Origin of the sequence: Pseudomonas sp. 2,4-D (assembly GCF_030418155.1) — a bacterium.
Taxonomy (GTDB): domain Bacteria; phylum Pseudomonadota; class Gammaproteobacteria; order Pseudomonadales; family Pseudomonadaceae; genus Aquipseudomonas; species Aquipseudomonas alloputida.
The window spans coordinates 1-25,526 of the sequence record NZ_JAUHUI010000003.1; the positions used below are offsets into that span (position 1 = coordinate 1).

21 protein-coding genes are annotated in these 25,526 nt (G+C 64.0%); 2 read left to right on the forward strand and 19 right to left on the reverse strand.

Features of this window, described 5'->3' with window-relative positions; all coding sequences use genetic code 11:
• From QYE47_RS03835 to QYE47_RS03905, 15 genes are all read right to left on the reverse strand, one after another.
• The coding region (locus QYE47_RS03835) for a pertactin-like passenger domain-containing protein (RefSeq protein WP_367317243.1) at positions 1 to 1,424 on the reverse strand (1,424 nt) is incomplete at its 3' end.
• 112 nt (positions 1,425 to 1,536) lie between these two features.
• On the reverse strand, positions 1,537 to 1,812 hold the full coding sequence (locus tag QYE47_RS03840) for a peptidylprolyl isomerase (RefSeq protein WP_004576651.1): 276 nt from the start codon (positions 1,810 to 1,812) through the stop codon (positions 1,537 to 1,539).
• Between the two features lie 88 nt (positions 1,813 to 1,900).
• Positions 1,901 to 3,853, reverse strand: a complete 1,953-nt coding sequence (locus QYE47_RS03845) for an acetoacetate--CoA ligase (protein WP_014591075.1) — start codon at positions 3,851 to 3,853, stop codon at positions 1,901 to 1,903.
• Positions 3,854 to 3,944: 91 nt separating this feature from the next.
• A complete protein-coding gene (eco, locus tag QYE47_RS03850; protein ID WP_014591074.1) occupies positions 3,945 to 4,424 on the reverse strand; it encodes a serine protease inhibitor ecotin in 480 nt (159 codons plus the stop codon).
• A 55-nt stretch (positions 4,425 to 4,479) separates the two neighbouring features.
• Complete coding sequence (gene hbdH / locus QYE47_RS03855) at positions 4,480 to 5,250, reverse strand: 3-hydroxybutyrate dehydrogenase (RefSeq protein ID WP_014591073.1); 771 nt, start codon at positions 5,248 to 5,250, stop codon at positions 4,480 to 4,482.
• Between the two features lie 10 nt (positions 5,251 to 5,260).
• A complete protein-coding gene (locus QYE47_RS03860; protein WP_014591072.1) occupies positions 5,261 to 6,652 on the reverse strand; it encodes a GntP family permease in 1,392 nt (463 codons plus the stop codon).
• Between the two features lie 225 nt (positions 6,653 to 6,877).
• A complete protein-coding gene (locus QYE47_RS03865) occupies positions 6,878 to 8,260 on the reverse strand; it encodes a sigma-54-dependent Fis family transcriptional regulator (protein ID WP_014591071.1) in 1,383 nt (460 codons plus the stop codon).
• 59 nt (positions 8,261 to 8,319) lie between these two features.
• Positions 8,320 to 9,336, reverse strand: a complete 1,017-nt coding sequence (locus QYE47_RS03870; RefSeq protein WP_010953975.1) for an ABC transporter permease — start codon at positions 9,334 to 9,336, stop codon at positions 8,320 to 8,322.
• Complete coding sequence (locus QYE47_RS03875) at positions 9,336 to 10,394, reverse strand: microcin C ABC transporter permease YejB (protein ID WP_014591070.1); 1,059 nt, start codon at positions 10,392 to 10,394, stop codon at positions 9,336 to 9,338. The genes QYE47_RS03870 and QYE47_RS03875 overlap by 1 nt, the downstream gene beginning before the upstream one ends.
• Positions 10,391 to 12,190 carry an extracellular solute-binding protein gene (locus tag QYE47_RS03880; RefSeq protein ID WP_014591069.1) on the reverse strand — a complete coding sequence of 600 codons (1,800 nt, stop codon included), beginning with the start codon at positions 12,188 to 12,190 and terminating at the stop codon, positions 10,391 to 10,393. The genes QYE47_RS03875 and QYE47_RS03880 overlap by 4 nt, the downstream gene beginning before the upstream one ends.
• A gap of 142 nt (positions 12,191 to 12,332) precedes the next feature.
• A complete protein-coding gene (locus tag QYE47_RS03885; protein WP_003248318.1) occupies positions 12,333 to 12,614 on the reverse strand; it encodes a peptidylprolyl isomerase in 282 nt (93 codons plus the stop codon).
• An 80-nt stretch (positions 12,615 to 12,694) separates the two neighbouring features.
• Complete coding sequence (locus tag QYE47_RS03890; RefSeq protein ID WP_014591068.1) at positions 12,695 to 13,756, reverse strand: 3-deoxy-7-phosphoheptulonate synthase; 1,062 nt, start codon at positions 13,754 to 13,756, stop codon at positions 12,695 to 12,697.
• Positions 13,757 to 14,309: 553 nt separating this feature from the next.
• Positions 14,310 to 14,861 (reverse strand): YbhB/YbcL family Raf kinase inhibitor-like protein, encoded by a 552-nt coding sequence (locus tag QYE47_RS03895; protein WP_014591067.1) that lies wholly within the window; start codon positions 14,859 to 14,861, stop codon positions 14,310 to 14,312.
• 48 nt (positions 14,862 to 14,909) lie between these two features.
• A complete protein-coding gene (locus QYE47_RS03900) occupies positions 14,910 to 15,218 on the reverse strand; it encodes a hypothetical protein (protein ID WP_014591066.1) in 309 nt (102 codons plus the stop codon).
• Positions 15,219 to 15,299: 81 nt separating this feature from the next.
• Positions 15,300 to 16,598: an MFS transporter gene (locus QYE47_RS03905; protein ID WP_014591065.1), complete on the reverse strand. Its 1,299-nt coding sequence runs from the start codon at positions 16,596 to 16,598 to the stop codon at positions 15,300 to 15,302.
• A gap of 426 nt (positions 16,599 to 17,024) precedes the next feature.
• Between QYE47_RS03905 and QYE47_RS03910 the strand changes: the two genes are divergently transcribed.
• Positions 17,025 to 17,900: an AEC family transporter gene (locus QYE47_RS03910; RefSeq protein ID WP_014591064.1), complete on the forward strand. Its 876-nt coding sequence runs from the start codon at positions 17,025 to 17,027 to the stop codon at positions 17,898 to 17,900.
• 36 nt (positions 17,901 to 17,936) lie between these two features.
• On the opposite strand, the gene QYE47_RS03915 is transcribed toward QYE47_RS03910, so the two are convergent.
• The 4 genes from QYE47_RS03915 to QYE47_RS03930 all read right to left on the reverse strand — a co-directional run bounded on the left by QYE47_RS03915 (position 17,937) and on the right by QYE47_RS03930 (position 24,023).
• The gene (locus tag QYE47_RS03915; RefSeq protein WP_014591063.1) at positions 17,937 to 18,539 is read right to left on the reverse strand and encodes a hypothetical protein; all 603 of its coding nucleotides are present in this window, start codon (positions 18,537 to 18,539) and stop codon (positions 17,937 to 17,939) included.
• 103 nt (positions 18,540 to 18,642) lie between these two features.
• Entirely contained in the window at positions 18,643 to 19,776 is a 1,134-nt protein-coding gene (locus QYE47_RS03920) for an HlyD family secretion protein (RefSeq protein ID WP_014591062.1), read from the reverse strand.
• Complete coding sequence (locus QYE47_RS03925) at positions 19,773 to 21,422, reverse strand: MFS transporter (protein WP_014591061.1); 1,650 nt, start codon at positions 21,420 to 21,422, stop codon at positions 19,773 to 19,775. Before QYE47_RS03925 ends, QYE47_RS03920 begins: the two co-directional genes overlap by 4 nt.
• Positions 21,423 to 21,506: 84 nt before the next feature.
• Positions 21,507 to 24,023 carry an excinuclease ABC subunit UvrA gene (locus QYE47_RS03930; protein ID WP_014591060.1) on the reverse strand — a complete coding sequence of 839 codons (2,517 nt, stop codon included), beginning with the start codon at positions 24,021 to 24,023 and terminating at the stop codon, positions 21,507 to 21,509.
• A 269-nt stretch (positions 24,024 to 24,292) separates the two neighbouring features.
• Here QYE47_RS03930 and QYE47_RS03935 point away from each other — a divergent pair, with 269 nt between their 5' ends.
• The gene (locus tag QYE47_RS03935) at positions 24,293 to 25,468 is read left to right on the forward strand and encodes a M20 aminoacylase family protein (RefSeq protein ID WP_014591059.1); all 1,176 of its coding nucleotides are present in this window, start codon (positions 24,293 to 24,295) and stop codon (positions 25,466 to 25,468) included.
• The last annotated feature ends 58 nt before the right edge of the window (positions 25,469 to 25,526 follow it).

Sequence of the window (25,526 nt, forward strand, 5' to 3'; positions counted from 1 at the left end):
TCGCCCGGTGCCGGCACAGGGGCTGGAGCGGGTGGCGCAACCAGCGTCGAGCGCATGTACCAGCTGTTTTCACTGCCGGCAGTGACGCCCCCTTTGAACAGCCGATAGTCGTAGGCACCGGCCGATAGCGTCTGGATCTGCACAAAGGCGGTGGCCGTGCTGGTGGCGCCGTCACGGGCTTCGACCACCTGGATGCCGTTCTGCGCAGTCGCCGCACCTGCGCCGTTGAGGTTGTTGATGAGCACCTGGGTAGAGCCGGCGATGGCGCCGCGGCTGACCACCAGTCGATCGGAAGCAGCGCCATCGCCGGCCAGCACGCTGTTCAGGCGCAGGGTGCCGTTGTTGCCGGTGTAATCGCCCTCGATGTTCAAGCGGCCCATGGCATCATTGCCGGCTGTGAGGTCAAGTGTACCTGCGTTGCTGACCGAGGTGCGCTGGCCTGGGACAAACGCGGTGATCACCCCTTGGCGTGAAGTGATGCTGCTGCTGGCGTCGAGGGTGAGGCTGCCCGTGCCGCTGTTGCTATCGCCCAGTACCAGCGTGTCATCCAGTGCCAGCCGGCTGCCGTTGTTCAGCGCCACGCGTTCCCAGTTCACATAGTGGGCACCGCCTGCCGGCTGGCTGGCATCGAACGTCAGGCTGTCGTTACCTTCGCCGCCGTCCAACGTGATACTCAGCACCTCGGGCGTAAGGCCTTTGAGCAGTGCCGTGTCATCACCAGGGCCGGCATCCACGCGCCCGACAATACGGCCTCCGTCCCAGGTGAAGCGGTCGTTGCCAGAGCTCAGCAACACATCGCCGCCAACCTGGCCACCGTGCACCAGCACCTGGTCGTCGCTACCGCTGACGCTTATGTTGCCGCCGATGTTGCCATCGAAGACTTCGATGTAGTCCTTGTCGAAGGCTGTGATGACGTTCCGGTCGACGTTGCCGCCACGCATGATGAAGGTGTTCTCGTCCAGCCGCATGTTGACGTTGCCGATACGCCCGTCGTCCATTTCGGCATAGTCGCCGCTGTCGAACGTGCCCTTGATCCAGCCGCCGCTCATGTGAAAGGTGTCCAGGCCATCACCCTGGTTGAGGTTGCCTTCGATGACGCCGCCGCTCATGACGAAGTCATCGATGCCAGCGCCTTGGTTGACGTTTCCGCCGACGCTGCCAGAGGCCATGTCGATGCTGTCTCTGCCGGCGCCAAAGGTTACGTCGCCGGTGATGGCGCCGCTACCGGATGCCGGGAATACCAGGCGGTTATCACCGCTGGTGTCCACCAGCGAGGGCGCAGTGCCGCTGTCACAGGTGTAGGTGTCGTTACCCGGGCCGGGTGAGAAGGTACAAGCCGCGTGTGCAGCGGGCGAGGCCATGCCCAGCAGCGGGAGCGAACCCAGGGTCAGCATCAGGCGTAGACGCATCAGGAAATCCTCCATTCTCCAGGGAGACCTGCGCATCAAGCGTGGCGCGCAGGGTTACCGGGGTTGTATAGAGGAGTGCGTCACGACCACAACTGGCAAAAATGTCAGGTGGCAAAGGGCTAGCGCGTTAGTCGCGGTAGAACGTTTGCACCAGGTGGTAGCCGAATTTGCTCTTGATCGGCCCGTGTACCACACGCAAAGGCTTCTTGAAGATTACCTGGTCGATGGCGCCGACCATCTGCCCGGGGCGAATTTCGCCCAGGTCACCACCGCGCTTGCCCGATGGGCAGAGAGAGCACTTTTTCGCGAGCACGTCGAAAGCCTCGCCGTTGGCGATGCGCTGCTTGAGCTTTTCGGCTTCGTCAGCGGTCTTGACCAGTATGTGGCGGGCTTGGGCTTTCATGGGCTACCTGTGCATCGGGGAAAAAAGGCGGCATTATGCCTGATTGAGTCCCGTTGTAGCGATCGCGCCCAACTGGCCGCGATGAATGTCAGCTCTTCAGCTCTGCGCGATCGCGAAACTGATCGAGCGCCTCCGGGTTGGCCAGGGCATCGGTGTTTTTCACCGGCAACCCATGCACCACATCGCGAATCGCCAGTTCCACCAGCTTGCCACTGATGGTGCGCGGTATGTCGCTGACCTGGGCGATCACCGCCGGCACATGGCGGGGCGTGGTGTACTGGCGTATCACCTGGCGGATGTGCTGGCGCAGGGCTTCATCCAGCTGCAGGCCGTCGTGCAGGCGCACGAACAGCACCACCCGCACATCCCCGTTCCAGTCTTGGCCGATGGCCACGCTTTCCACGACCTGTTCGACTTTTTCCACCTGGCGGTAGATCTCCGCCGTGCCAATGCGCACGCCGCCCGGGTTGAGCACGGCGTCGGAGCGACCGTGGATCACCATGCCCCCGCTGGCACGCTGCTCGGCGTAGTCGCCTTGGGCCCACACCCCCGGAAACTGACTGAAGTAAGCATCGTGGTAACGGCGACCGTCCGGGTCGTTCCAGAAACCGAGTGGCATCGAGGGGAAGTTGCGCGTGCACACCAGCTCGCCTTTTTCGTCCACCACAGGCTGACCCTGCTCGTTCCACACCTCCACCGCCATACCCAGGCCCTTGCACTGGATTTCGCCACGACGCACGGGCAGGGTCGGGTTGCCCAGCACGAAGCAGGAGACAATATCCGTACCGCCCGACATGGACACGAGCCACAGGTCGGCCTTGATCTTGTCGTACACATAGTCATAGCTGTGTGGTGACAGCGGCGAACCGGTGGACAGCAGCAGCCGCAGGCTGGTCAGGCAGTGGCTGGTGGCAGGTTCCAGGCCTGCCTGCTCCAGTGCCGCCAGGTACTTGGCGCTGGTACCGAAAGCGTGGATACCCTCGGCCTCTATCAGGTCCAGAAGGCGCCCGGGGCCTGGGTGGAACGGCGAGCCGTCGTACAGCACCAGCGTGGCACCCACCGCCAGGCCGCTGGCCAGCCAGTTCCACATCATCCAGCCGCAGGTGGTGTAGTAGAACAGCACGTCATCGGCCTTCAGGTCGTTGTGCAGGCCGTGTTCCTTGAGGTGTTGCAACAGCACGCCTCCGGCGCGATGGACAATGCACTTGGGCACGCCGGTGGTGCCACTGGAATAGAGGATGTACAGCGGGTGGTCGAACGGCAGCGGAGTGAAACGGGGCTCGCCGCCGGGCTGGAAGAAGTCATCCCACAGGCTGACGTTGGCTGCCTGGAATTCGTCGGTACGCGTGCCTTTGCGGGTATGGGGCACCACGATAAGCTGCTCCAGGCCCGGCAACTGCGCACACACCTGGTTGACCTTGGTCACCTGGTCGATGGCCTTGCCAGCATACTCGTAACCGGCGCAGACGATCAGCAGCTTGGGTTCGATCTGGCCGAAGCGGTCGATGATGCCATGCACGCCGAACTCGGGCGAAGAGGTAGACCAGACCGCGCCAAGGCTGGTGCAGGCGAGCATGGCCACCAGTGTTTGCCAGGTATTGGGCATGATGGCAGCTACCCGGTCGCCCGGGACGATACCTGCAGCCTTGAATGCCGTTTGCAGCCCGGCCACCTGTGCGGCCAGTTCGGCATGGGTGAACACTTCGCGTTGGCCGTCTTCGCGTACGGCGACCACGGCCGGGCGGTCGTCACGGCGGCGCAGCAGGTGTTCGGCAAAGTTCAGGGTGGCATTGACGAACCACTGTGCATCGGGCATTTGCGGCCCTTCGCTGAGCACCTGGCTGGGCGGGGTATGCCAATGCACGTGGAAGTACTCGGCAAGGGTTTGCCAGAAGGCGGGCCGCTGTTCGATGCTCCAGGCGTGCAGGGCCTGGTAGTCGTTGAGTTGCAGGTTGTAGCGCAGGTTGACTCGGCGGCGGAAGGCATCCATCCGGCTGGCCTCGATCTGCGTTGTGGACGGGCGCCAGAGCACATCGTTCATGCCGAATCTCCTTTACCGGAACAAAGCAGGCTCAGGGCAGGATCAGCCTTGTGTTGCGAAGAGGCTGACCCTGCCGAGAAAGCGGTCCTGCTTACTCTACTTTAGCCTTCTGCACATCCTGCGATGCCGCCCACACGCGGTAGCGCACTTCGACATCCTTGGGCACATACACCACCACCGGCAGCTTGCTGTTGTAGCGCAGCAGGAAGCCATCGCCGACCACCGGCACGAAGGCCTCGGTCTTCTTGCCGTCCGGGCAGGCCATCAGCGTGCTGGCCGGGCCGCTGACGTTGTCCAGGCGGTAGTAATTGTAGCCCCAGCCTTCCAGGGTGCGTGCTTCAAGGTTGCCGCCCAGGCGCTGACGATTGCAGTCGACCTGCAGCGTCTTGCCAGCGAGGATTTCCAGTTTATAAGCCGACTCGTCGGCCTGTGCCGGCAGGTGGATAACCTGCCGGGTAAAGCCTTTTTCCGCCTCGGGGTAGGGCGCGATGTCCTTCAGGCTGGCGGCCATCGCAGGTGCGGCGGCGGCCAGGCTCAGGGCCAGAATCGCGGTCATTGGGGTAGGGCGCATAAGGCCTCCTTGCTGATAAACGAATGCGGGACCGTCGCCAGGCCCAGGCCGCCCGTCACTGGGCCAACCAGCCACCATCGACGTTCCAGGCGGCGCCGCGAACCTGGCTACCGGCCTCGCTGCACAGGAAGAGTACCAGCTCACCAAGGTGTTCGGGGGTGACGAAAGCCAGCGACGGTTGCTTTTCTGCCAGCAGATCGTGCTGCGCTTGCAGCCGATCGCCACCCTTGGCCGCACGATCGTCGATCTGCTTTTGCACCAGCGGTGTCAGCACCCAGCCCGGGCATATGGCATTGCAGGTGACATGACTGGTGGCGGTTTCCAGGCCGACCACCTTGGTCAGGCCGACCACACCATGCTTGGCTGCCACGTAGGCTGCCTTGCCCATCGAGCCGACCAGGCCATGCACCGAAGCGATATTGATGATGCGCCCCCAGTTGCGCGTGCGCATGCCCGGCAGCGCCAGGCGCGTGCCATGGAATACGGCCGACAGGTTCAGGGCGATGATCTTGTCCCAGCTTTCTGGCGGGAACTGCTCAACCGGTGCCACATGCTGGATACCGGCGTTGTTGACCAGGATGTCGACGCCGCCGAACTCGCGTCCGGCCAGGTTGAACAAAGCCTCGATCTGGACCACATCCGACAGGTCGGCCGGGTGGTGCACAACCTTCACCCCGTGCCGGGCAATTTCCGCCATGGCGGGGCCCGGGTCACCAAAGCCGTTGAGCACGATGTTGGCACCAGCCCGGGCCAATACCTGGGCGATGCCCAGGCCAATGCCGCTGGTGGAACCGGTGACGAGTGCAGTTTTGCCTTCAAGGGTCATGCCATGCTCCTTAGACGATGCCAGTGGCGTAGAACGTGGCGATCACCACGAACACCGCCAGGGTCTTGATCAGGGTAATACCAAAAATGTCCTTGTAGGCCTCGCGGTGGGTGAGGCCTGTCACCGCCAGCAAGGTGATCACCGCGCCGTTGTGCGGCAGGGTGTCCATGCCGCCGCTGGCCATGGCGGCTACCCGGTGTAGCACTTCCAGCGGGATGTCGGCCGCGTGGGCGGCGGCGATGAACGTGTCGCCCATGGCCGCCAGGGCGATGCTCATGCCGCCCGAAGCGGAGCCGGTGATGCCGGCCAGCAAGGTCACGGTGATGGCTTCGTTCACCAAGGGGTTGGGGATGCCGCGCAGGGCATCGGCCAGCACCAGAAAACCCGGCAGCGAGGCGATTACCGCGCCAAAGCCGTATTCCGAAGCGGTGTTCATGGCTGCCAGCAAGGCGCCACCCACCGCGCTTCTGGTGCCTTCGGCCAGGCGCGTGCGAATGGTGCCAAAGGCACACACCAGGACCATAAGGATGCCCACCAGCAATGCTGCCTGCACTGCCCAGATGGCTGTTAGTTTGGCCACGTCGCTTTGTACCGGCGCACTCATGCCTGGCAGTTGCAGGCTGTGACTGGGGCCGTACCATTGCGGTATCCAGTGGGTGAACACCAGGTTCATCACCCCCACCAGTATCAGCGGCGACAGCGCCAGCCAGGGGTTGGGCAGGCTCAGGTCGGCAGCGGTTTCCGGTTCGTTGCGCAAGTCGGTGCCATAACCTTCACCGGCGCGCAGGGCCTTGTTGCGCTGGCGCTGCAGGTAGGCCATGCCGGTAAAGAACACGAACAGCGTGCCGATCAGGCCCAGCCACGGCGCGGCCCAGGCGGTGGTGTTGAAGAAGGTGCTGGGGATGATGTTCTGGATCTGTGGGGTGCCGGGCAAGGCGTCCATGGTGAACGAGAATGCGCCCAGGGCGATGGTAGCCGGGATCAGGCGTTTGGGGATGTTGCTCTGACGGAACATTTCGGCGGCGAACGGGTACACCGCGAACACCACCACGAACAGCGAAACACCGCCGTAAGTGAGCAGGGCACAGACCAGTACGATGACCAGCATCGCCTGGCGGGTGCCGAGCAGGCGGATGGCCGCGGCGACGATCGAGCGGGAGAAGCCGGACAGCTCGATCAGCTTGCCGAACACCGCCCCCAGCAGGAATACCGGGAAGTACAGTTTGATGAAACCGACCATTTTCTCCATGAACACCCCCGTGAACGCAGGGGCGACGGCAGCAGGGTCGGTGAGCAGGACAGCGCCGAGGGCGGCGATGGGGGCGAAGAGGATCACGCTGTAACCGCGGTAGGCGGCCAGCATCAGCAAGGCCAGAGCGGCGAGTGCGATGAGCACGGTCATCGGGGTGGGTCTCCTGGGTGAGTCTTGTTTTTATCGTTGAACAGGAGATAGCGGGAATCGTGCCAACTCTGTAACTGGCTGATTTGTAAGGATTTAAGGGTTTTGTTAGAAGTCTATGTCTACATTCAGAGACGCCAAAGGCTGCCTTACAGCCCAGCGCTGGCTTGCCTGTGATAAAGGGCGGACCTCTGGCGGAAATCTCATATCAGAAACAAAAGTCTCCAATCAGAGACCAAGTGCCGCCATCTTCTTGTACAGCGTCGACCGCCCCAGCCCTAAGGCTGCCGCTGCCTCTGGCACTTTTCCTCCCTGTTCGGCCAGCGCCCCGGCAATCAGGCCGCGTTCAAAGGCCTCGCAGGCCTCACGGTAGCTCTGCCGCACGGGCGCTTCAGCCAGCGGGCTCAATGGCCCCAATGCCGCACGCAGGTCCGCAACCCCCAACCGGGGCTGATCCGCCAGCAGGGTCGCGCGCTCCAGCACATTGCGCAGCTCGCGAATGTTCCCCGGCCACGCATGCCTGGCCAGCAGTTGCTGCGCTTCAGCTTCCAGCTCGTACTGGCTGCCCAGCTCACCCAATATGGCCTCGCACAGCGCGGGCAGGTCCTCCAGCCGTTGCCGCAACGGCGGGACATCGATCGGCAGCACATTCAGCCGGTAATACAGGTCGGCGCGGAAGGCCCCGCGGGCCATGGCAGCCTGCAGGTCGATGGAGGTGGCGGCAATGATGCGCACATCGCTGCGCAGCATCTGGTTCGATCCTACCGGTTCGTATTCCTTTTCCTGCAGCACCCGCAGCAGCTTGCTCTGCAGGGCCAGCGGCATGTCGCCGATCTCGTCGAGGAACAGCGTGCCGCCTTCGGCCAGTTGCAGCTTGCCGCTACGGCCTTTGCGGTCGGCGCCGGTAAAAGCACCCGGCGCGGTGCCGAAGAATTCGGCTTCCAGCAGCGTCTCCGGGATGGCTGCGCTGTTGATGCTGACAAAAGCTTTGTGTGCCCGTGCTGACGCTGCGTGAATGGCGTGGGCCAGCAGCTCCTTGCCGGTGCCGGTTTCGCCCAGCAGCAATACGGGTGAATCGCTGCCGGCGCCACGCCGGGCGCGTCGCTTGGCTTCCAGGCTGGGCGCGCTGCTGCCTACGAACTGGGCGAAGCTGTACTTGGCCTGGCGGGCGCGCAGTTGCGAGCGGGTCGAGGCCAGTTCCTGCTGCATGCTGGAATAGCGTTTGAGCAGCGGCGACAGGCTGCGCAGTTCGTCGAACAGGGCAAAGCCGATGGCGCCGATCAGCGTGCCCTGGTCGTCGTGGATGGGCAGGCGCATGACCACCAATGGCTCGTTCGGCGTGTCGAGCATGTCCAGCAGGATGGGGCGGCCATTGCTCACCACGTCGCGCATCAGGCTCCCAGGGATCACCGTTTCGCAGGGTTGGCCGATGGCACTGGCAGCGTCGGCCAGGCCAAAGCGTCGGGCATAGCGTTCGTTCATCCAGACGATGCGTGCCTGGCGGTCGACGATCACCGTGCCTTCGCTGGACTGTTCGATGATCTCGAACAGCGAGCGGATCGCCAGTTGCCGTACCTGGGGGTAGTCCTTGAGGCTGTTGCTGTCGTGCATGGGTGAACATCCTGAATCATGTATTGGCACAAGCCCGCGAAAAGGCCTGGCCTGAAAACTCATCGTCGGGGGTCAAACGCCTCACGCAAGGCATCCCCGATAAACACCAGCAGTGACAGGATCACCGCCAGCGCAAAGAACGCGGTAAAGCCCAACCACGGCGCCTCCAGGTGCTGCTTGCCCTGGGTCACCAGCTCGCCCAGCGAGGCGCTGCCCGCTGGCATGCCAAAGCCCAGAAAGTCCAGCGCGGTCAGTGTGGTGATCGCCCCGGTCAGCATGAACGGCACATAGGTCAGCGTGGCATTCATGGCATTGGGCAAGATATGCCGCAACATTACCTGACTGTCCGGTAATCCCAACGCCCGCGCTGCCTTTACATACTCCAGGTTGCGCCCACGCAGGAATTCGGCGCGCACGACGTCGACCAGGGTCAACCAGGAGAACAGCGCCATGATCCCCAGCAGCCACCAGAAATCCGGTTCGACGAAACCGCTGAGGATGATCAACAGATACAACACTGGCAACCCCGACCATACCTCCAGCAAGCGCTGGCCGAACAGGTCGACCCAGCCCCCGTGGTAGCCTTGCAGGGCGCCCGCCGCCACGCCAATGAGCACACTGACCACGGTCAGGGCAAAGGCGAACAGCAGCGATACCCGCGTGCCATAAAGCACCCGCGCCAGCACGTCACGCCCTTGGTCGTCGGTGCCTAGCCAGTTGCTGGCACTGGGCGGGCTGGGGGTGGGCACCTGCAGGTCGTAATTAGGTGTGTCGGCACTGAACGGGATTGGTGCGAACAGCATCCAGCCACCCTGTTCCGCGATCAGTTGGCGCACATAGGCACTGCGGTAGTCGGGCTGAAACGGCAGTTGCCCGCCGAACTGCTGCTCGGTATAGCGTTTGAGCGCCGGCACGTACACATTGCCCTTGTAGCCCAGCAGCAGTGGCTTGTCGTTGGCCACCAGTTCGGCGCAAAGGCTCAGCAGCAGAAGGCCGGCAAACAACCACAGCGACACCCAGCCCAGGCGGTGGCGGCGAAAACGTTGCAGGCGACGACGCGACAGGGGCGATAGCATCAGTGCGCCCTCGTATCGAAGTCGATGCGCGGGTCGAGCAGGGTGTAAGACAGGTCACCGAGCAGGCGAATCAGCAGGCCCGCCAGGGTGAAGATGAACAGCGTGCCGAACACCACCGGGTAATCCCGCGACACCGCGGCCTCATAGCTCATGCGGCCCAGGCCATCGAGCGAGAAGATCACCTCGATCAGTAACGAGCCGGCAAAAAACACGGTGATCAGCGCCTGTGGCAGCCCGGCCACCACCAGCAGCATGGCGTTGCGCAACACGTGGCCATACAGCACGCGGCGTTCGCTGAGGCCCTTGGCCCGCGCAGTGACCACGTATTGGCGGGAAACCTCGTCGAGGAAGGCATTCTTGGTCAGCAACGTGAGGGTGGCGAACCCACCGATCACCAGGGCCGCAACCGGCAGCACCAGGTGCCAGAAGTAGTCGGCGACCTTGCCCAGCAGGCTGAGCTCGTCGAAATTGTCCGAGACCAGGCCGCGCACCGGGAACCAGTTGAGCGAAGTGCCGCCGGCAAACAGGACGATCAGCAGCAATGCGAACAGGAACGAAGGCAGGGCGTAACCGATCACGATCAACGCGCTGCTCCAGGCATCGAAGCGGCTGCCGTGGCGCATCGCCTTGCGGATGCCCAGCGGGATAGACACCAGGTAGGTGATCAACGTGGCCCAGAAGCCCAGCGACAGGGTGACCGGCAACTTGTCGAGAATCAGGTCGGTGACTTTGGCGCCGCGGAAGAAGCTGTTGCCAAAGTCCAGCCGGGCATATTGGCCGAGCATCAACCAAAGCCGCTCGGGGGCGGATTTGTCGAAGCCATACTGGCGCCTGATCTCTTCGATCAGTTTCGGGTCCAGGCCGCGTGTGGCCCGGGATTCGCCATGGACCACTTCAGTTCGCGCGCCGGGTGCGCCGCCACCGATGCCCTGCAGGCGCGCCACGGCTTGCTCCACCGGCCCACCCGGCGCGGCCTGGACGATGGCGAAATTGACCAGCAGGATTGCCAGCAGCGTCGGGATGATCAGCAACAGACGGCGCAGGATATAAGCGGTCATGGCGAGGCCTTCTGGCGTTCGGCCATCTGCGCGTTGGTCAGCGGGGTAGGGCTTACCTCCCACCAGGTGTCCAGGCCCTCGTCATAGGTGGCCTGGACCTTGGGCAGGCCGAAGCGGTTCCACCAGACGGTGGAGCTGCCCGGTGGGTAATAGTTGGGTATCCAGTAGTAATTCCACTGCAGCACGCGGTCCAGGGCATGGGCGTGGCGCAGCATGTCGGCCTGGGTGTCGGCGCGGACCAGGCCGTCGATCAGGTGGTCTACGGCCGGGTCCTGCAGGACCATCAGGTTGTTCGAGCCGGGGTCGTGAGCGGCCGCCGAGCCAAAGTAGTTGTACAACTCGGCGCCCGGTGACAGGGTGACCGGGTAGCCGGTGACGATCATGTCGTAATCGCGCGCCATCAGCCGGTTGACGTACTGGGCCGAGTCGACGTTGCGGATGTTCAGGCTCACGCCGATCTGGGCCAGGTTGCGCTTCCACGGCAGCAGCAGGCGTTCAAGGCCGGCCTGGCCATTGAGGAACGTGAACGCCAGCGGCGTGCCCTGGCTATCGACCAGGCGGTCGCCTTCGGGGTGCCAGCCGGCTTGTTCGAGCAGGGCCAGGGCCTGCAACTGCTGTTGACGGATGATCCCCGAGCCGTCGGTGACCGGGGCGGTGAACACCGTGGTGAACACTTCATCTGGCACTTGGCCGCGCAAGGGGGCGAGCAGCTTCAACTCACCCGCATCCGGCAACTGGCGAGCGGCCAAAGGGGTATTGGAGAACACGCTTTGCTGGCGGATGTACAGGTTGCGCATCATCTGCCGGTTGCTCCACTCGAAGTCCCATAACATACCCAGCGCCTGTCGCACACGGCGGTCCTTGAACTGCGGCTGGTCGAGGTTGAACACAAAACCCTGAGCCACTTGCGGTTTGGCCGGGCCCAGGTGGGCGCGCTGCAGGCGGCCGTCGTCCAGTTGCGCACCGTTGTAGCCCAAGGTGTAGGCCGTGGCGGAGAACTCACGGTTGTAATCGTAGCCACCGCCTTTGAGTACCTGGCGCGCCACTTCGGTGTCGCCGAAGTACTCGATGCGCAGCTTGTCGAAATTGTAGCGGCCACGGCTGGCCGGCAGGTCACGTGCCCACCATGTCGGGTCGCGTTCGAAGGTGATGCTGCGGCCGTTTTCGATGCGCCCGATTCGGTATGGCCCGCTGCCAACCGGCTTGTCGAAGCCGGCACCGTTGGCAAAGTCGCGGTGCTGCCAGTCGTGCTCGGGCATTACCGGCAGGCTGGCGAGGTCCAGCGCCAGGGTGCGGCCGTGCTCGGGCTTCAGGTCGAATCGCACGCTGTGCAGGCTTTCTACGGTCACGCCGGCCACGTCGGCGAACTGGGTACGGTACTTCAGGCTGCCCTTGCTCATCAGCAGTTCGAAGGTGAAACGCACGTCTTTGGCGCGCACCGGCTTGCCATCGGCGAAGGTGGCGCGTGGGTCGATGTCGAAACGCAGCCACTCATCATTGGGGCCGCGCTCCATGCGCCGGGCGATCAGGCCGTAAACGGTATAGGGTTCATCGTAAGAGCGTACCGCCAGTGGCGCGTACAGCAGGCCATCGACTTCGCTGACACCGATGCCTTTGTCGATGTAGGGGAGGATGTGGTCGAACTGGCCGATCTCGATGGCCGAGCGGCGCAAGATGCCGCCCTTGGGGGCGGAGGGGTTTACATAGTCGAAATGCCGGAAGCTGGCGGCGTAGCGGGGGTCTTCACCGTAGACCGTGAGGGCGTGGGTGGGAGCGGCCTGGACCGTAAAGCCCATGCACGAAAATACAAGCCCCCACAATACTTGTGGGAGCGGGTTTACCCGCGAATGCGTCGGAGCAGGCAACGAGGTTGTCTGGTCTGGCCTCTTCGCGGGTAAACCCGCTCCCACAGGGGGGCTGATCACCGGGAGGGGTGAATCAGTCCTGGCGGCTGGTCACTTCCAGCAGGTGGTAGCCGAACTGGGTCTTCACCGGGCCTTGCACGGTGTTGACCGGGGCGCTGAAGACCACAGTGTCGAATTCCTTTACCATCTGGCCTGGGCCGAACGAGCCCAGGTCACCGCCCTGACGGCTGGACGGGCAGGTGGAGTTGGCTTTGGCGATTTCAGCGAAGTCGGCGCCTGCTTCGATCTGGGCTTTGAGTTCGTTGCACTTGTCTTCGCTGCTGACCAGAATGTGGCGGGCGGTTGCACGGGCCATGGGTACTGCTCCTTGGGGGTAAAAAGGCAAGCCTAGCGCACTTGTCCGGGGTATGTCTCGCCAGGCTTACAACCTTCGGCCTACAGTTTTTGTGCCGCCTCACGCAACAGGGTTTCGGTCGAGGCCCAGCCCAGGCAGCCGTCGGTAATCGACACACCGTATTTCAGCGTGCCCTTGCCCAGCGCCTGGCAGCCATCGAACAAGTGCCCTTCGATCATGACGCCGACCAGCGAACGGTCGCCGGCCAGGCGCTGTTCCAGCACATCATTGAAGACCGCTGGCTGGCGCGCCGGGTCCTTGCCGCTGTTGGCGTGGCTGCAATCGACCATGATCCGTGCCTGCAGACCGGCCTTGGCCAACGCCTGACGGGCCATGGCGATGCTGTTGGCATCGTGGTTCGGGCCTTTGTGGCCGCCACGCAGTACAAGGTGTGTGTCCGGGTTGCCCAAGGTCTCGATGATCGCCGGGTGGCCCTGTGCATCCATACCGAAGTGGCGGTGGGGGTGGGCAGCGCTGCGCATGGCGTCGCTGGCGATGGCGATGCCGCCGTCCGTACCGTTCTTGAAGCCGACCGGCAGTTCCAGGCCACTGACCATTTCGCGGTGGATTTGCGATTCGGTGGTGCGAGCGCCAATCGCGGCCCAGGCCAACAGGTCGTCGAAGTAGCCGGCGGCCATCGGTTGCAGCAACTCGGTAGCGATTGGCAGGCCGCGTTCGATCATGCTCAGCATCAGCCCGCGAGACAAGGCGATACCCGAGTGCATGTCGTCACTGCCATCGAGGTGCGGGTCGTAGGCCAGGCCTTTCCAGCCCACTGTAGTACGCGGTTTTTCGACGTAGGCGCGCATCACCAGCAGCAGCTTGTCGTTGACTTCGCGGCCAAGGGCGGCCAGGCGGTCGGCGTATTCCAGGGCCGAGCGCGGGTCATGAATCGAGCAGGGGCCGACGATGACCAGCAGGCGCGGGTCGCGGCCTTCGAGGATGTTGCGGATGGCCTGGCGATGGGCCTGGACTTGCTGGGCCAGTTCGCTGGGCAGTGGCATCTGTTGCTTGAGCAGGTGCGGGCTGGGCAGGCGTTTGCTGACAGTGGTGTTGGCCGCTTGCGGCTGGGTCAGGGGCAGGGCGAGGCTGGAAGCGTGCATGGCGTTTTCCCTGGGCGGACAGCGGGTTCAAGCCCGCATGGTCGGCCCTATCGAGGTGTTCGACAGATCGTTGAGTTCGTATTGGCTGCTGCATTGCCACCTGTAGAAGACCGGTCGGAGGCGGCAGGCTGGCCCGAACGGGATTGGCTAAATCGCCAGGCGTAGGTGTTTGCGTAGTAATAAGTGGCGTAGTTCATGAATCTGTCCTCAAAGTGAATCGGTGTTGGTCAAAGGCCTGAAAAACAAAACCCCCGGTCGGGAAGCCGACCGGGGGTTTGAGTATTCTCATGTTCGGCGGCCCCTCTAAGGTGGACGCCGGGTGAGTATCGGCGCCTAGTGGCTAAACCAATACCCAAAGTAATAGCTGGCAGGTGCCACGCAGCCGGCAACGGCCAGCACAGGGCGCGGGCTGCGACCGGTGTGGTTGGCGTGGTTGCGGGTGTGTTTCGGCATGTTGCTCTCCAGTGAATGAGCCCGAGCTTACTTCAGTTCGTGCGGGCCATTCAATGGATAAATGCTATGGGGCCGATCATTTACTTTTGTACTGACTGGTTCAATGGCCGTAGCGCCCGACCAGGCTCTGCGCCCCCAGGGCGTGGCCTTGCAGCAGTTGCAGCAGGCCGCTGCGGTCCAGCCCCTCGGGCAAGGTACCCAAGGGCAGGTCGGTGGCAATCAGGGTCAGGGCGTAATGATGGGGGTTGTCGCCGGCGGGTGGACAGGGGCCGCGGTAGCTCTCGGTGCCACGGGAGTTGCGGCCCACTGTCACGTAGGGCCCGCTCAACCCCGCCATGCCTTCCTTGAGCCCATCGTGTTCGGGATCGATGTTGTAGGCCACCCAGTGCACCACACCCACACCCTTGCCACCGTCCGGGTCGAACATGATCAGGGCCAGCGACCGCGTACCTGCGGGCAGGTTGTCCCAGCTCAGTTGCGGGGTCCGCTCTTCACCGGCACCGCATGCCGGGTCCTGGCCGACCTGTTGCAGGGCAATGACGCCGCCATCGGTGAAAGACGAGGAACTGACCGACATCGCGCCTTGGCCGCCTGCGGCGGCTGACGCTGTGCAGGGCAGCAAAGCAGCGAACAGCCAGTGTCTGAGGTGCATGGTCAATCCTTGGCAGGGCGTCAGGGCTCAGTCTAGTCCAGGTCTGCTTCAGCGGCTGTCCTGGTCCTCGGCAGTGCCTCCGCTGGCTCCGGCACCAGAGCCGGTGGCTTCGCCGGTACTGTTGGAGCCGCCAGTGGCACCGTCGGCGGCATCGGCGTTGCTGCCTGTGTCACTGCTGTCGTTACCTTTGCTGCTACCGGGGCTGTTGACGCTGCTGCCTTCACCGGCGGTCTTGCCGCCGGACTGGTCAGTTTGCGGATGGCTGTCGGTATGGGTGTCGGTGGCGGCGAAGGCAGCGCCGGTGAGGCTGGTCAGGGCCAGCGCCAGGCACAGAGACAGCGGGCGAATGCGGATCATGGGATTTCTCCTTTGTGCAAGATCTGTCATTCGTTTGGCTGGCAGCTGCTGGCGGGGTGCCTTCTGGCCGACGAGTGGCAATCAACAAGATTCCGAGCGCTGTGCCGGTGCCGGGGGTTCGACCGGTTCCAGCGGCGGATGCTCCTGCGCCGCATGCATCAGGTCTTCGGTCACCCGCAACTCGGCACCGGTTGGCGAGAAGGTGGTCGAAGCGGTGAACGGCGCCGGGTGCTCTGCCGCCGGGCGCTTGCCGCGGCGCCACATAAAGAAGCACACCATGGCCAGGTTGACCACGGCAAACGCCCAGAACAGCCCAGCCTCGCCAAACTCGGTCATCATCGGCGAAATGGCCACCGGTGCCATGGCCGAGCCCAGCGAGTTGATCAGCAGCAGGCCTTGGATCATCGGCACAAGTGCATCGGACGGCGCGCGGTCGGCCGCATGGCTGACCGCCACCGGGTACAGGGTGAACACGCCACCACCCAGCAGGAACAGCATGGCCGGCAACAGGAACGAGTCCGATGGCAGGAACACCGTTACAAGCGACAGGACAACGCACAACGCGGCCAGCGCGAGCAGCACATCGAGGCGGTCCTTGCGGTCGGACCAGCGCCCGACCGGGTATTGCAGCAGCATCGCGCCAAGGATCACCCAGGCCATCATGTTGCCGACCTCACCCACCTCCAGGCCGATGCGCTGCAAGTACAGTGGCAGCAGGGCATAGATGCCGGCAATCGCTACGCCCGAACCGAAGCAGCCGACCAGGCCCGACGGTGCAACGCCCAGCAACTGGCGGGGCTTGAGGGGTTCGACCTGCTCCAGCAGCGGCGACACCCGCGGCAGGATCACGATCGGCAACACCGACAGGGCGGCCAGCACGCCGGCCAGCATGAACGGGGCGGTATCGCCCAGCTGGGTGATTTCGCCAAGGCCAGCCTGGGCGATCACCCCGGCGCCGTAGAAGGCGATCATGTACAGCGCCAGCAGGCGGCCACGAATCTTTGCGTCACCGGCCAGCAGCAGCCAGCTTTCGATTACCAGGAACACGCCCACTGCGGCCCAGCCGTTGATCAGGCGCAGCACCGACCACCAGGTGACCTCGTAGAACAACCCTTGCAGCAGGATGGTCACGGCGATCAGCGAGGCGAAGCTGGTGTAGGCGCGGATGTGCCCGATGCGCAGGATCAGCCGGTCGTTGAAGATGGCGCCGAGGGTCAGGCCGATGAAGTAGGTCGACGAGACGATACCAATGGTGGTTGCAGACTCACCGGCGGCGCCCAGGCGCAGGGTGGTCAGGGAAGACATGAAGCCGTTGCCCAGGGCAATGATGAACAGCCCGAGCAGGGGCGCCAGCGCCATGGCCAGCAAACGCGGAGACATACGTACCTCTAGTTGGATGAGCGGAATGAGCACCTTCTCGGCGCGCACACCGGCTCGACCCGGCAAGGGGCGAGTGGCGACACGGATGCGACCTGGGCAAGACTCAACCGCTGGGCGCTATGGGAGATGGGCCGGGCGGGAAGGGTTGAGCCTACTTCACATGTGCGTTCATGTGTTCAGGCGCTGACTCTGTCATTGCTGCTGGTTGCCACCGTTCAAGGCGACGGGCGAAAAGGAAGCGGGATTCTACGGGCTTGGACGCTTTTGCCCAAGGGGCTCGGGTGTGCGACGAGACGCCGCAGTCTCAGCGCGACATGAACATGTCTTCCACAGACATTTTCGATGGCGGCGCCTGCGGGCGGTGAGATCGGCCCGGTAATCTCACTGAGTGCTGCATAATGCCGAACCCCACCAAGGAAGGCCCCCATGTTCGCGTCGCTGTTCGCAGTCCTGGCCCCGGTTTTCATCGTCGCCGGCATTGGTTTTGCCTGGGCCCGCAAGGGCCTGGATTACCCCACTGACTTCATCGCCCGGGTGGTGATGACCGTCGGCACACCTTCGCTGGTACTGTCCACCCTCAGCCGTACCGAGCTGGACCCGAATGCCTTTACCAGCATGGCCGTGGCCTGCTTGCTGTGCACCCTGGGTATGGCCTTGGCCGCTTTGCTCGTGTGTCGCGCGTCGGGCATGCACTGGCGGGTACTGCTGCCGGCGTTCATGTTCCCTAACACCGGCAACATGGGCCTGCCGATCAGTTTGTATGCCTTCGGTGAGCATGGCCTGGCCTTGGCCGTGGCATTCTTCCTGACCCTGTCGATCGTTCAGTTCACCATCGGCATGGCCATCTCCGGCACGGCGGCTTCGCTCAAGGCGTTGCTGCGCAACCCTATCGTCATCAGCCTGGCTGGCGCCATGCCCATCATTTTTCTCGATTTCGAACTGCCGCGCTGGCTGGCCAACACCGCAGACCTGCTGGGCGGCATGACCATTCCGCTCATGCTGCTGACCCTGGGGGTATCACTGGCCAGCATTCGCCTGCGTCACGTGGGCAGCGGCATGCTGCTGGGCGGTTTGCGCATTGGCCTGGGGGCTGCGGTGGGCTGGGCAGTGGGCGCGGTACTGGGCATGGACAGCCTGGAGCGTGCGGTGCTGATGGTGCAGTCGGCGATGCCGGTAGCCGTGTTCAACTACCTGATGGCGGTGCGCGCCAACCGTGAACCGGAGCAGGTGGCGAACCTGGTGATGTGCTCGACGGTGCTGTCGTTTGCCTGGTTACCGGTGGTCCTGGCCTGGTGGATGTAGACCTTTACCGACGATAGTGCCGGTACAGGCTTCGGGCTACTGGGCCAGCAACTGGTCATCCACCCAGCCTTGGCTGGTCAGCACCAGGGTTCGGGTTTCCTTGAGCGGGGCAGCATGGCTGGCCACCGCCTGGCCCAAGCCGGCGATGCTGGCTTTCACCTGAGCATTGGTGGCCCACGCCGGCAACTCGATGATCTTGTAGGCATAGGTCACATTCGACAGCTTCTGTCCGGTTGCCTCGCTCGGCTCACTGAACTGCTCGATTGCCGTCACTTGTGCCTTGCCGAAACACAGCCCAGCGCCTGCCTTGTAGTATTTGCGGCCTTCATCGGTCAGGTCGTAGGCGTAGTAGATATCCGTGCGTGCCGGCGACCACAGCCGGGCCGGTATTTCGGTACGCGAAATTTCCTTCTCGCTGACCACGCCTACCTGCGCCAGGGCGTGCAACGCCTTGTTGGTGCCGTGCACGTCGAAGTCCTGGGTCTTGGTAGGGAACGAACTGATGACGAAACAGTGTGGGTACCGGGTATCCAGGGAGGCCTGGGCAGCCTTGTGGAAACTGGCCTTGATGGTGTCCTGGCTGTCGGAGCAACCGGTCAGTGTTGCCAGCAATGCCAGTGGCACGATCTTCCTGTACATGGTGAAACTTCCTTGGCGACGGATCGTGCGCGATTAAAACCCACGGGTTAGAGCGGCGCAATCGTGGCACGACGGCATCCCTGCAGGGGCTGCCGGGGTTACATCACTGTTCGTCCCGGGTATCGATACTGACCACCACCGACATCCCTGGGCGCAGATGCCTGGCAGTCGGCTGGTCGGCATCCACCGTGATGCGCACCGGTATGCGCTGGGCGATCTTGACGAAGTTGCCAGTGGCGTTGTCCGCCTGCAGCAAGGCGAATTCAGAGCCGGTGGCCGGCGAAATCTGCTGCACATGGCCCCGTAGCTTCCGGTGGTTCAGCGCGTCTACGGTAAAGCTCACAGGCTGACCGATACGCACATTGGCCATCTGGGTTTCCTTCATGTTGGCAATCACCCAAAGGGTGTCGGGCACCAGCGCCATGAGCTGCGCGCCGGAGTTGACATAAGCACCCAGGCGGGTGCCGATCTGCCCCAGCTGGCCATCGCGCGGGGCCGTGACGCGGGTGTTGTCGAGGTCGATGCGTGCCAGCTCCACGGCGGCCTTGGCGTTCTCCACCGAGGCCTCGAGTGCGGCCCGGTTGACCACCACGGCCTCACGGTCCTGGCGGGCGATTTCCAGCGCCGCCCTGGCCTGGGCCAGGCTGGCGACGGCAGCGGCCTCGCTGGCACGGGCCAGGTCCAGGTCGCGGCGCGACACCGATCCATCGTTGACCAGCGCCTGGTTGCGGCCGAGGTCAGCCTTGGCCTTGGCCGCCTGGGCCGCAGCATCGCCGATGGCGGCCTGGCGCTGGGCAATGGTCGCTTCGGCGCTTTTGCGCTGCTGCTGGTTGTTGGCCAGGGCCGCCAACTGCTGTTGCAGCTGGGCGCTGGCCTGGGCAAGGCGTTGTTTGTAGATACGGTCGTCCAGTTGCACCAGCAAGTCGCCGGCCTTGACGAACTGGAAGTCATGCACCGGTACATCGACGACGTAGCCGCTGAGCTGCGGGCCGATGATGGTCACCTGGCCCCGCACCAGGGCGTTCTCGGTGCTTTCGATGGCGCTGCTGAATGGCGGCAGGCGCCAGGCATACAGCACCAACAGGATGCCGGCCAACGCCACGGCGGCGAAGCTGATGGATGACAGGATGCGCACCCGCCGCGTGCGTACCGGGCTGGTTGGTTCACTGGGCGGTGTGACGCCCTCCGGGGTTTCGGCGATGGCGGTGGTGGTCGTGGTGCGGGTGTCGTCGGTCATCGGGTGGGCGCGCCGGGGGTAGAGTCGGTAAGGGTGGCCTGACGTTTCACATGCCAGAGCCAGGTACTGCGGATACAGATCCAGATCATGGTCAGGATAGCGATGCTGCCGATCAGCACGAACACATCGTTGTAGGCCATGACGTTCGCTTCACGGGTAGCAGCGCTGGCCAGCAGGCGCATGCCGGCTTCACTGCGCAAGGCAGGGTCGGCAATGATGCCGCCGTAACCGGCACCCCCACTTTGAACGCGGGCATTGACCAGGGGTTCCAGGTAGCTGAGGCGATCCATCAGGTGGCTGGAGTGGAACTTTTCCCGCCAGGTCTGGAAGGTGCCCAACAACGCCGCCCCAATCAGGCCGCCGAGGTTGTTGCAGATGCCGAACAACACCGAAAAACTGACCAGGTTGCGCGGGTTGGCGCGCACATGGCTGATGCCCAGGGCCATCGACGGGCCGAGGAAGAAGGTGCTGCCGAACGCCAGCAGGAACTGGCTCAAGTACATTTGAGCCGGGCGTGTGAGGTTGCTGGAACTGCTGTCCATGAAGGCGCCGGCGGCCATGGCCAGCAGCGAGACGAACAGCGGGATCACCAAATGGTTGGGGTTGATGGTGAGGGCGCTGCTGGCCAGGCCCGTGACAGCGCCTAACAGCATGATCCAGTACAGCGTGCGCATCTGCTCGCTGCCCATGTTCAGCGCCTGCAGGAAACCGACCGCGCCGGTGGACTGTTCCGAGGTCACCATGCGGATCAGCACCACGCACAGGGCCAGACGTATGATGGCGCCACTACCCAACCAGTGGGTCATCAACAAGGGGTTGCGGCGATTGTGCTCGATGGCCAGGCCGCTGAAGACCAGCGCGATCGACGCCGCCAGTGCCACGCCGATCCACGGCGCCTCCAGCCACCAGTCGATGCGCCCCAGTGACAGTACGGCGCAGAGCAGTGCGGTACCGCTGGCGATCAAGGTGAAGGTCAGGAAGTCGAGGGGTTCGAAAGTTTTAAAACGGTCACCGGGCGGCAATTTCAGCAGCAGTACGCAACCCAGTGCGGTGAGTGCCAGGCCCAGCTCGAACAGGTACAACCCGCGCCATTCGGCAATTTGCAGAAGGTCTTCAGAAAAGATCCGTGCCAGCGGTAGCGCCAGCTGCGAGGCGCCCAGGCCCAGTACCATGGCCTTGAGCCGCCATTGCGCCGGGAAGGCCTGAATCATGTAGTACAGCCCCAGCGAGCTGAGCGCCGCGCCGACCATGCCGTGGGCCGCGCGTACGGCGATGGCAGAGTTCAGGTCGTTGACCAGCAGGTGGGCGAAGGTGACCAGCACGTACAGCACCAGGAACACTTCGGTGAAGGCTCGCAGGCCGAACTGTTGGCGGAACTTCACCAACAGCAGGTTGATTGAGACGTTGGTCATCACATAGGCGGCCGGCAGCCAGGCCATTTCCGCGGTGGTTGCACCCAGGGCGCCTTGCAGGAACACCAGGTTGGCGGTGACCAGCGCGTTGCCCAGGCCACCGGTGATTGCCACCAGCAGGCCGACCACGCCGTAGGCCAGACGCTTGGCTGGCGAATGCAGGGGCGTGGAAGGGGAGCCTGGCAGGCTGGGCTTTTCGTGGGGGAGCCACTGGCGGGGGGCGTATTTATCCATCGGCAGACTTTACTTTAGCGGCGCTTGATGCTGCTAGGCGCGTCCTTTGGTTTTTGGGGTGGTGTCGAGATTGAGCGCCGCCCGCTACAACGCTTTGGCCAGAAACTCGGCCGTGCGGCTTGCCTTACACCCGGCCACCACCTGCGGGGTGCCGCTGACCACCACCTTGCCCCCGGAATCCCCGGCCCCCGGGCCAATATCGATCACCCAGTCACTCTGCGCCACCACTCGCATGTCGTGTTCGACCACCACCACGCTATGCCCGCTTTCTACCAGGCGGTTCAACTGTACCAGCAGCCGGTCGATGTCCTGCGGATGCAAGCCGTTGGTGGGCTCATCCAGCACATACAGGGTCGCCCCGCGGGCCATGCGCTGCAGTTCGGTCGCCAGCTTGATCCGCTGCGCTTCACCACCGGACAGCTCGGTAGCAGGCTGGCCCAGACGCAAGTAGCCCAGGCCGATATCCTGCAGCACCTGCAGGCAACGGCGGGCAGGCGGTTGCTCGGCAAAAACCTGCAGGGCCTGGTCGACGGTCAACTGCAGCACTTGCGCGATGTTCATGCCTTGCCAGCTCACCGCCAGGGTTTCGGGGTTGTAGCGGGCACCCTGGCAGGTCGGGCAGGGTGCGTACACGCTGGGCATGAACAGCAACTCGACGCTGACGAAACCCTCTCCCTCGCAGTTGGCGCACCGGCCCTTGGCAACGTTGAAGGAAAAGCGCCCGGCGTCGAAGCCCTGTGCCTTGGCCTGCTCGGTAGCCGCGAAGCGTTTGCGCACGTGGTCAAACAGGCCTGTGTAGGTGGCCAGGTTGGAGCGCGGCGTACGGCCGATCGGCTTCTGGTCAACCTGCACCAACCGCTTGATGCTGCCAAGCCCGGCGCTTAGGTGGCCGCTGCTGGTCTGTTCAGGTTCGTCTTCCAGGCTCTGCGCTTCGGGCTCGCTACGTTGCTCGGCATGGCCCAGGTGTGCCCCCACCAGTTCCAGCAGGGCCTGGCTGACCAGGCTGGATTTGCCCGAGCCGGAAATACCGGTAACGGCGGTAAAGCAGCCCAGCGGAAATGCAGCGCTCAGGTTATCGAGGTTATTGCGCGTGATGCCTTCAAGCTTCAGCCAGTCGCGGGGCTGGCGGGGGGCGCGTGTGGCCTGTACCGGTGCATCGAACAGGTAGGTGCGGGTGCATGACTGTTGCACCTCAGCCAGGCCGGCAGGCGGCCCGCTGTAGAGGATGGTGCCGCCGTGTTCGCCGGCAGCTGGCCCTACATCCACCAGCCAGTCGGCGCGGCGCATGGTGTCCAGGTCGTGCTCCACCACATACACCGAGTTGCCAGCCTGTTTCAGGCGCTGCAGGGCTTCGAACAGCGCTTCACTGTCGGCCGGGTGCAAGCCGGCCGACGGCTCGTCGAGTACGTAAACCACGCCAAACAGCTGCGAATTCAGCTGGGTGGCCAGGCGCAGGCGTTGCAGTTCCCCAGAAGACAAGGTCGGGGTGCTGCGCTCCAGGGCCAGGTAACCGAGGCCGAGGTCAAGCAGCGTATCAATGCGTTCGAGCAGCTCGTTGGCGATGCGTTGGGCCGCCAGGCGTTTTTCCAGTGTCAGCTCGTCCTGCTGCCGGGTCAGGTAGTCGGCTGCCGCCACCTTGCGGAACACCTCGGCCAGCGCCTGCAACGACAGGTGCGACAGTTCGGCGATGTCCAGCCCGGCGAAGGTCACGCCCAGCGCTTCGCGCTTCAGGCGTTTGCCCTGGCACAGCGGGCAGGGGCTGGGGCGCATGTACTGGGCCACACGCTTGCGCATCTGCGCGCTCTGCGAGTGCATGAAGGTATGCAGCACGTAACGCCGGGCACCCATGAACGTGCCTTGATAGCTGGGCTCCAGCTTGCGCTTGAGCGCTTCGCGGGTCTGCGCCGGGGTCAGGCCGGCATACACGGGGGCGGTGGGCGTCTCTTCAGTGAACAGGATCCAGTCGCGCTGCGCCTGAGGCAGGTCGCGCCAAGGGATATCGACGTCATAGCCCAGCGTGACCAGGATGTCGCGCAGGTTTTGCCCTTGCCACGCCATTGGCCACGCCGCCACCGCACGCTCACGGATGGTCAGCGACGGGTCGGGAACCATGGTCGCTTCGGTCACCTCGTAGACACGGCCCAGGCCATGGCACTGCGGGCAAGCGCCCTGGGGCGTGTTCGGAGAAAAGTCTTCGGCGTACAGCATCGCTTGCCCGGCCGGGTAATGGCCTGCGCGGGAGTAAAGCATTCGGATCGAACTGGACAAGGTGGTCACGCTACCCACCGAGGAGCGTGCACTCGGCGTGCCGCGTTGCTGCTGCAGGGCCACCGCCGGCGGCAGGCCATCGATGGCATCCACATCCGGCACGCCAACCTGGTCGATCAGGCGCCGGGCATAGGGCGCGACCGATTCGAAATAGCGGCGCTGGGCTTCGGCATACAGCGTGGAGAATGCCAGCGAAGACTTGCCCGAGCCAGACACGCCGGTGAACACCACCAAGGCGTCGCGGGGGATATCGACATCAATGTTCTTCAGGTTGTGCTCGCGGGCGCCACGGACGCGGATGAAACCGCTTGGGGTGGTCGGGCTTGGAGGCATGAAGCAGTCCTTGTCTGAAGCTGAGCAGTGAGCCCAAGGTAACAGCAACTGCAGCGGCCCTCCAAAAGGCGCGCAAACATTCCGAATGTTGAGCGCTCCCTTGCTGACACAGCTTTCTCTCTCCGACTGGTTCCGCTGGGCGGAACCACATTCGTTTGTGATCCCGCGTCACTCGCGCTTATCTGTGAGCCAAGCACGACCTGCCTCACCTGTCGTGACCTGAAGGCGAACAACAAGAACGGGAAACCACCCGCGCGAGGAGACTCCACATGTCCCGACATCAGCATATCCAGGCCTGGCTCGCCGACGTGGCCAGCGACCTGCACGCGATCCGTCACGATATCCACGCTCACCCGGAATTGGGCTTTGAAGAAAGCCGCACCTCGGCATTGGTCGCCCGACTGCTGGAGGAATGGGGCTATGAAGTGCACACCGGTATCGGCAAGACCGGCGTGGTCGGCGTGCTGCGCAATGGCAGTAGCCCCCGCCGGCTGGGCCTGCGCGCCGACATGGACGCGCTGCCCATCCACGAAGCAACGGGCGCGGCATACAGCAGCCACCACCCAGGCTGCATGCACGCCTGTGGTCATGACGGGCACACCACCATGCTGCTTGGCGCCGCGCGCTACCTGGCGGCAACCCGGCAGTTCGACGGCACGCTGATACTGATCTTCCAGCCGGCCGAGGAGGGCCAGGGCGGGGCCGAGGCGATGCTGGCCGACGGCCTGCTGGAGCGCTTCCCATGTGATGCGCTATTCGGCATGCACAACATGCCAGGGCTGCCGGCCGGGCACCTGGGGTTTCGTGAAGGGCCGATGATGGCTTCGCAAGACCTGCTGACGGTGACCCTGGACGGGGTGGGTGGCCATGGCTCGATGCCGCACCTGACCGTCGACCCGCTGGTGGCGGCCGCCAGTGTGGTGATGGCGCTGCAAACCGTGGTGGCGCGCAATATCGATGCGCAGGAGGCGGCAGTGGTCACCGTCGGCGCGTTGCAGGCCGGCGAAGCGGCCAACGTGATCCCGCAACAGGCGCTGTTGCGCCTTAGCCTGCGCGCGCTGAACGCCGAGGTGCGGGCGCAGGCCCTTGAGCGGGTGCGGGCAATCATCGTCAGTCAGGCCGAGAGCTTTGGTTGCCGCGCCAGCATCGAGCACCGCCCGGCCTACCCGGTGCTGGTTAACCATGCCGCTGAGAACGCCTTCGCCACCCAGGTAGGGGTCGAGTTGCTGGGCGCCCAGGCGGTGGATGGCAACACCCGCAAGCTGATGGGCAGCGAAGACTTCGCCTGGATGCTGCAGCGCTGCCCGGGGGCCTACCTGTTCATCGGCAATGGTGTATCCCGGCCGATGGTGCACAACCCGGCCTACGACTTCAACGACGACATCCTGCTGACCGGCGCCGCCTATTGGGGCGCGCTGGCAGAGCGCTGGTTGGCACCTGCCTGATTGTCCCTTTTTGACCACTGCCGCTGGAACCCGGGCGCGATTGCGCCTGGGCGATCAC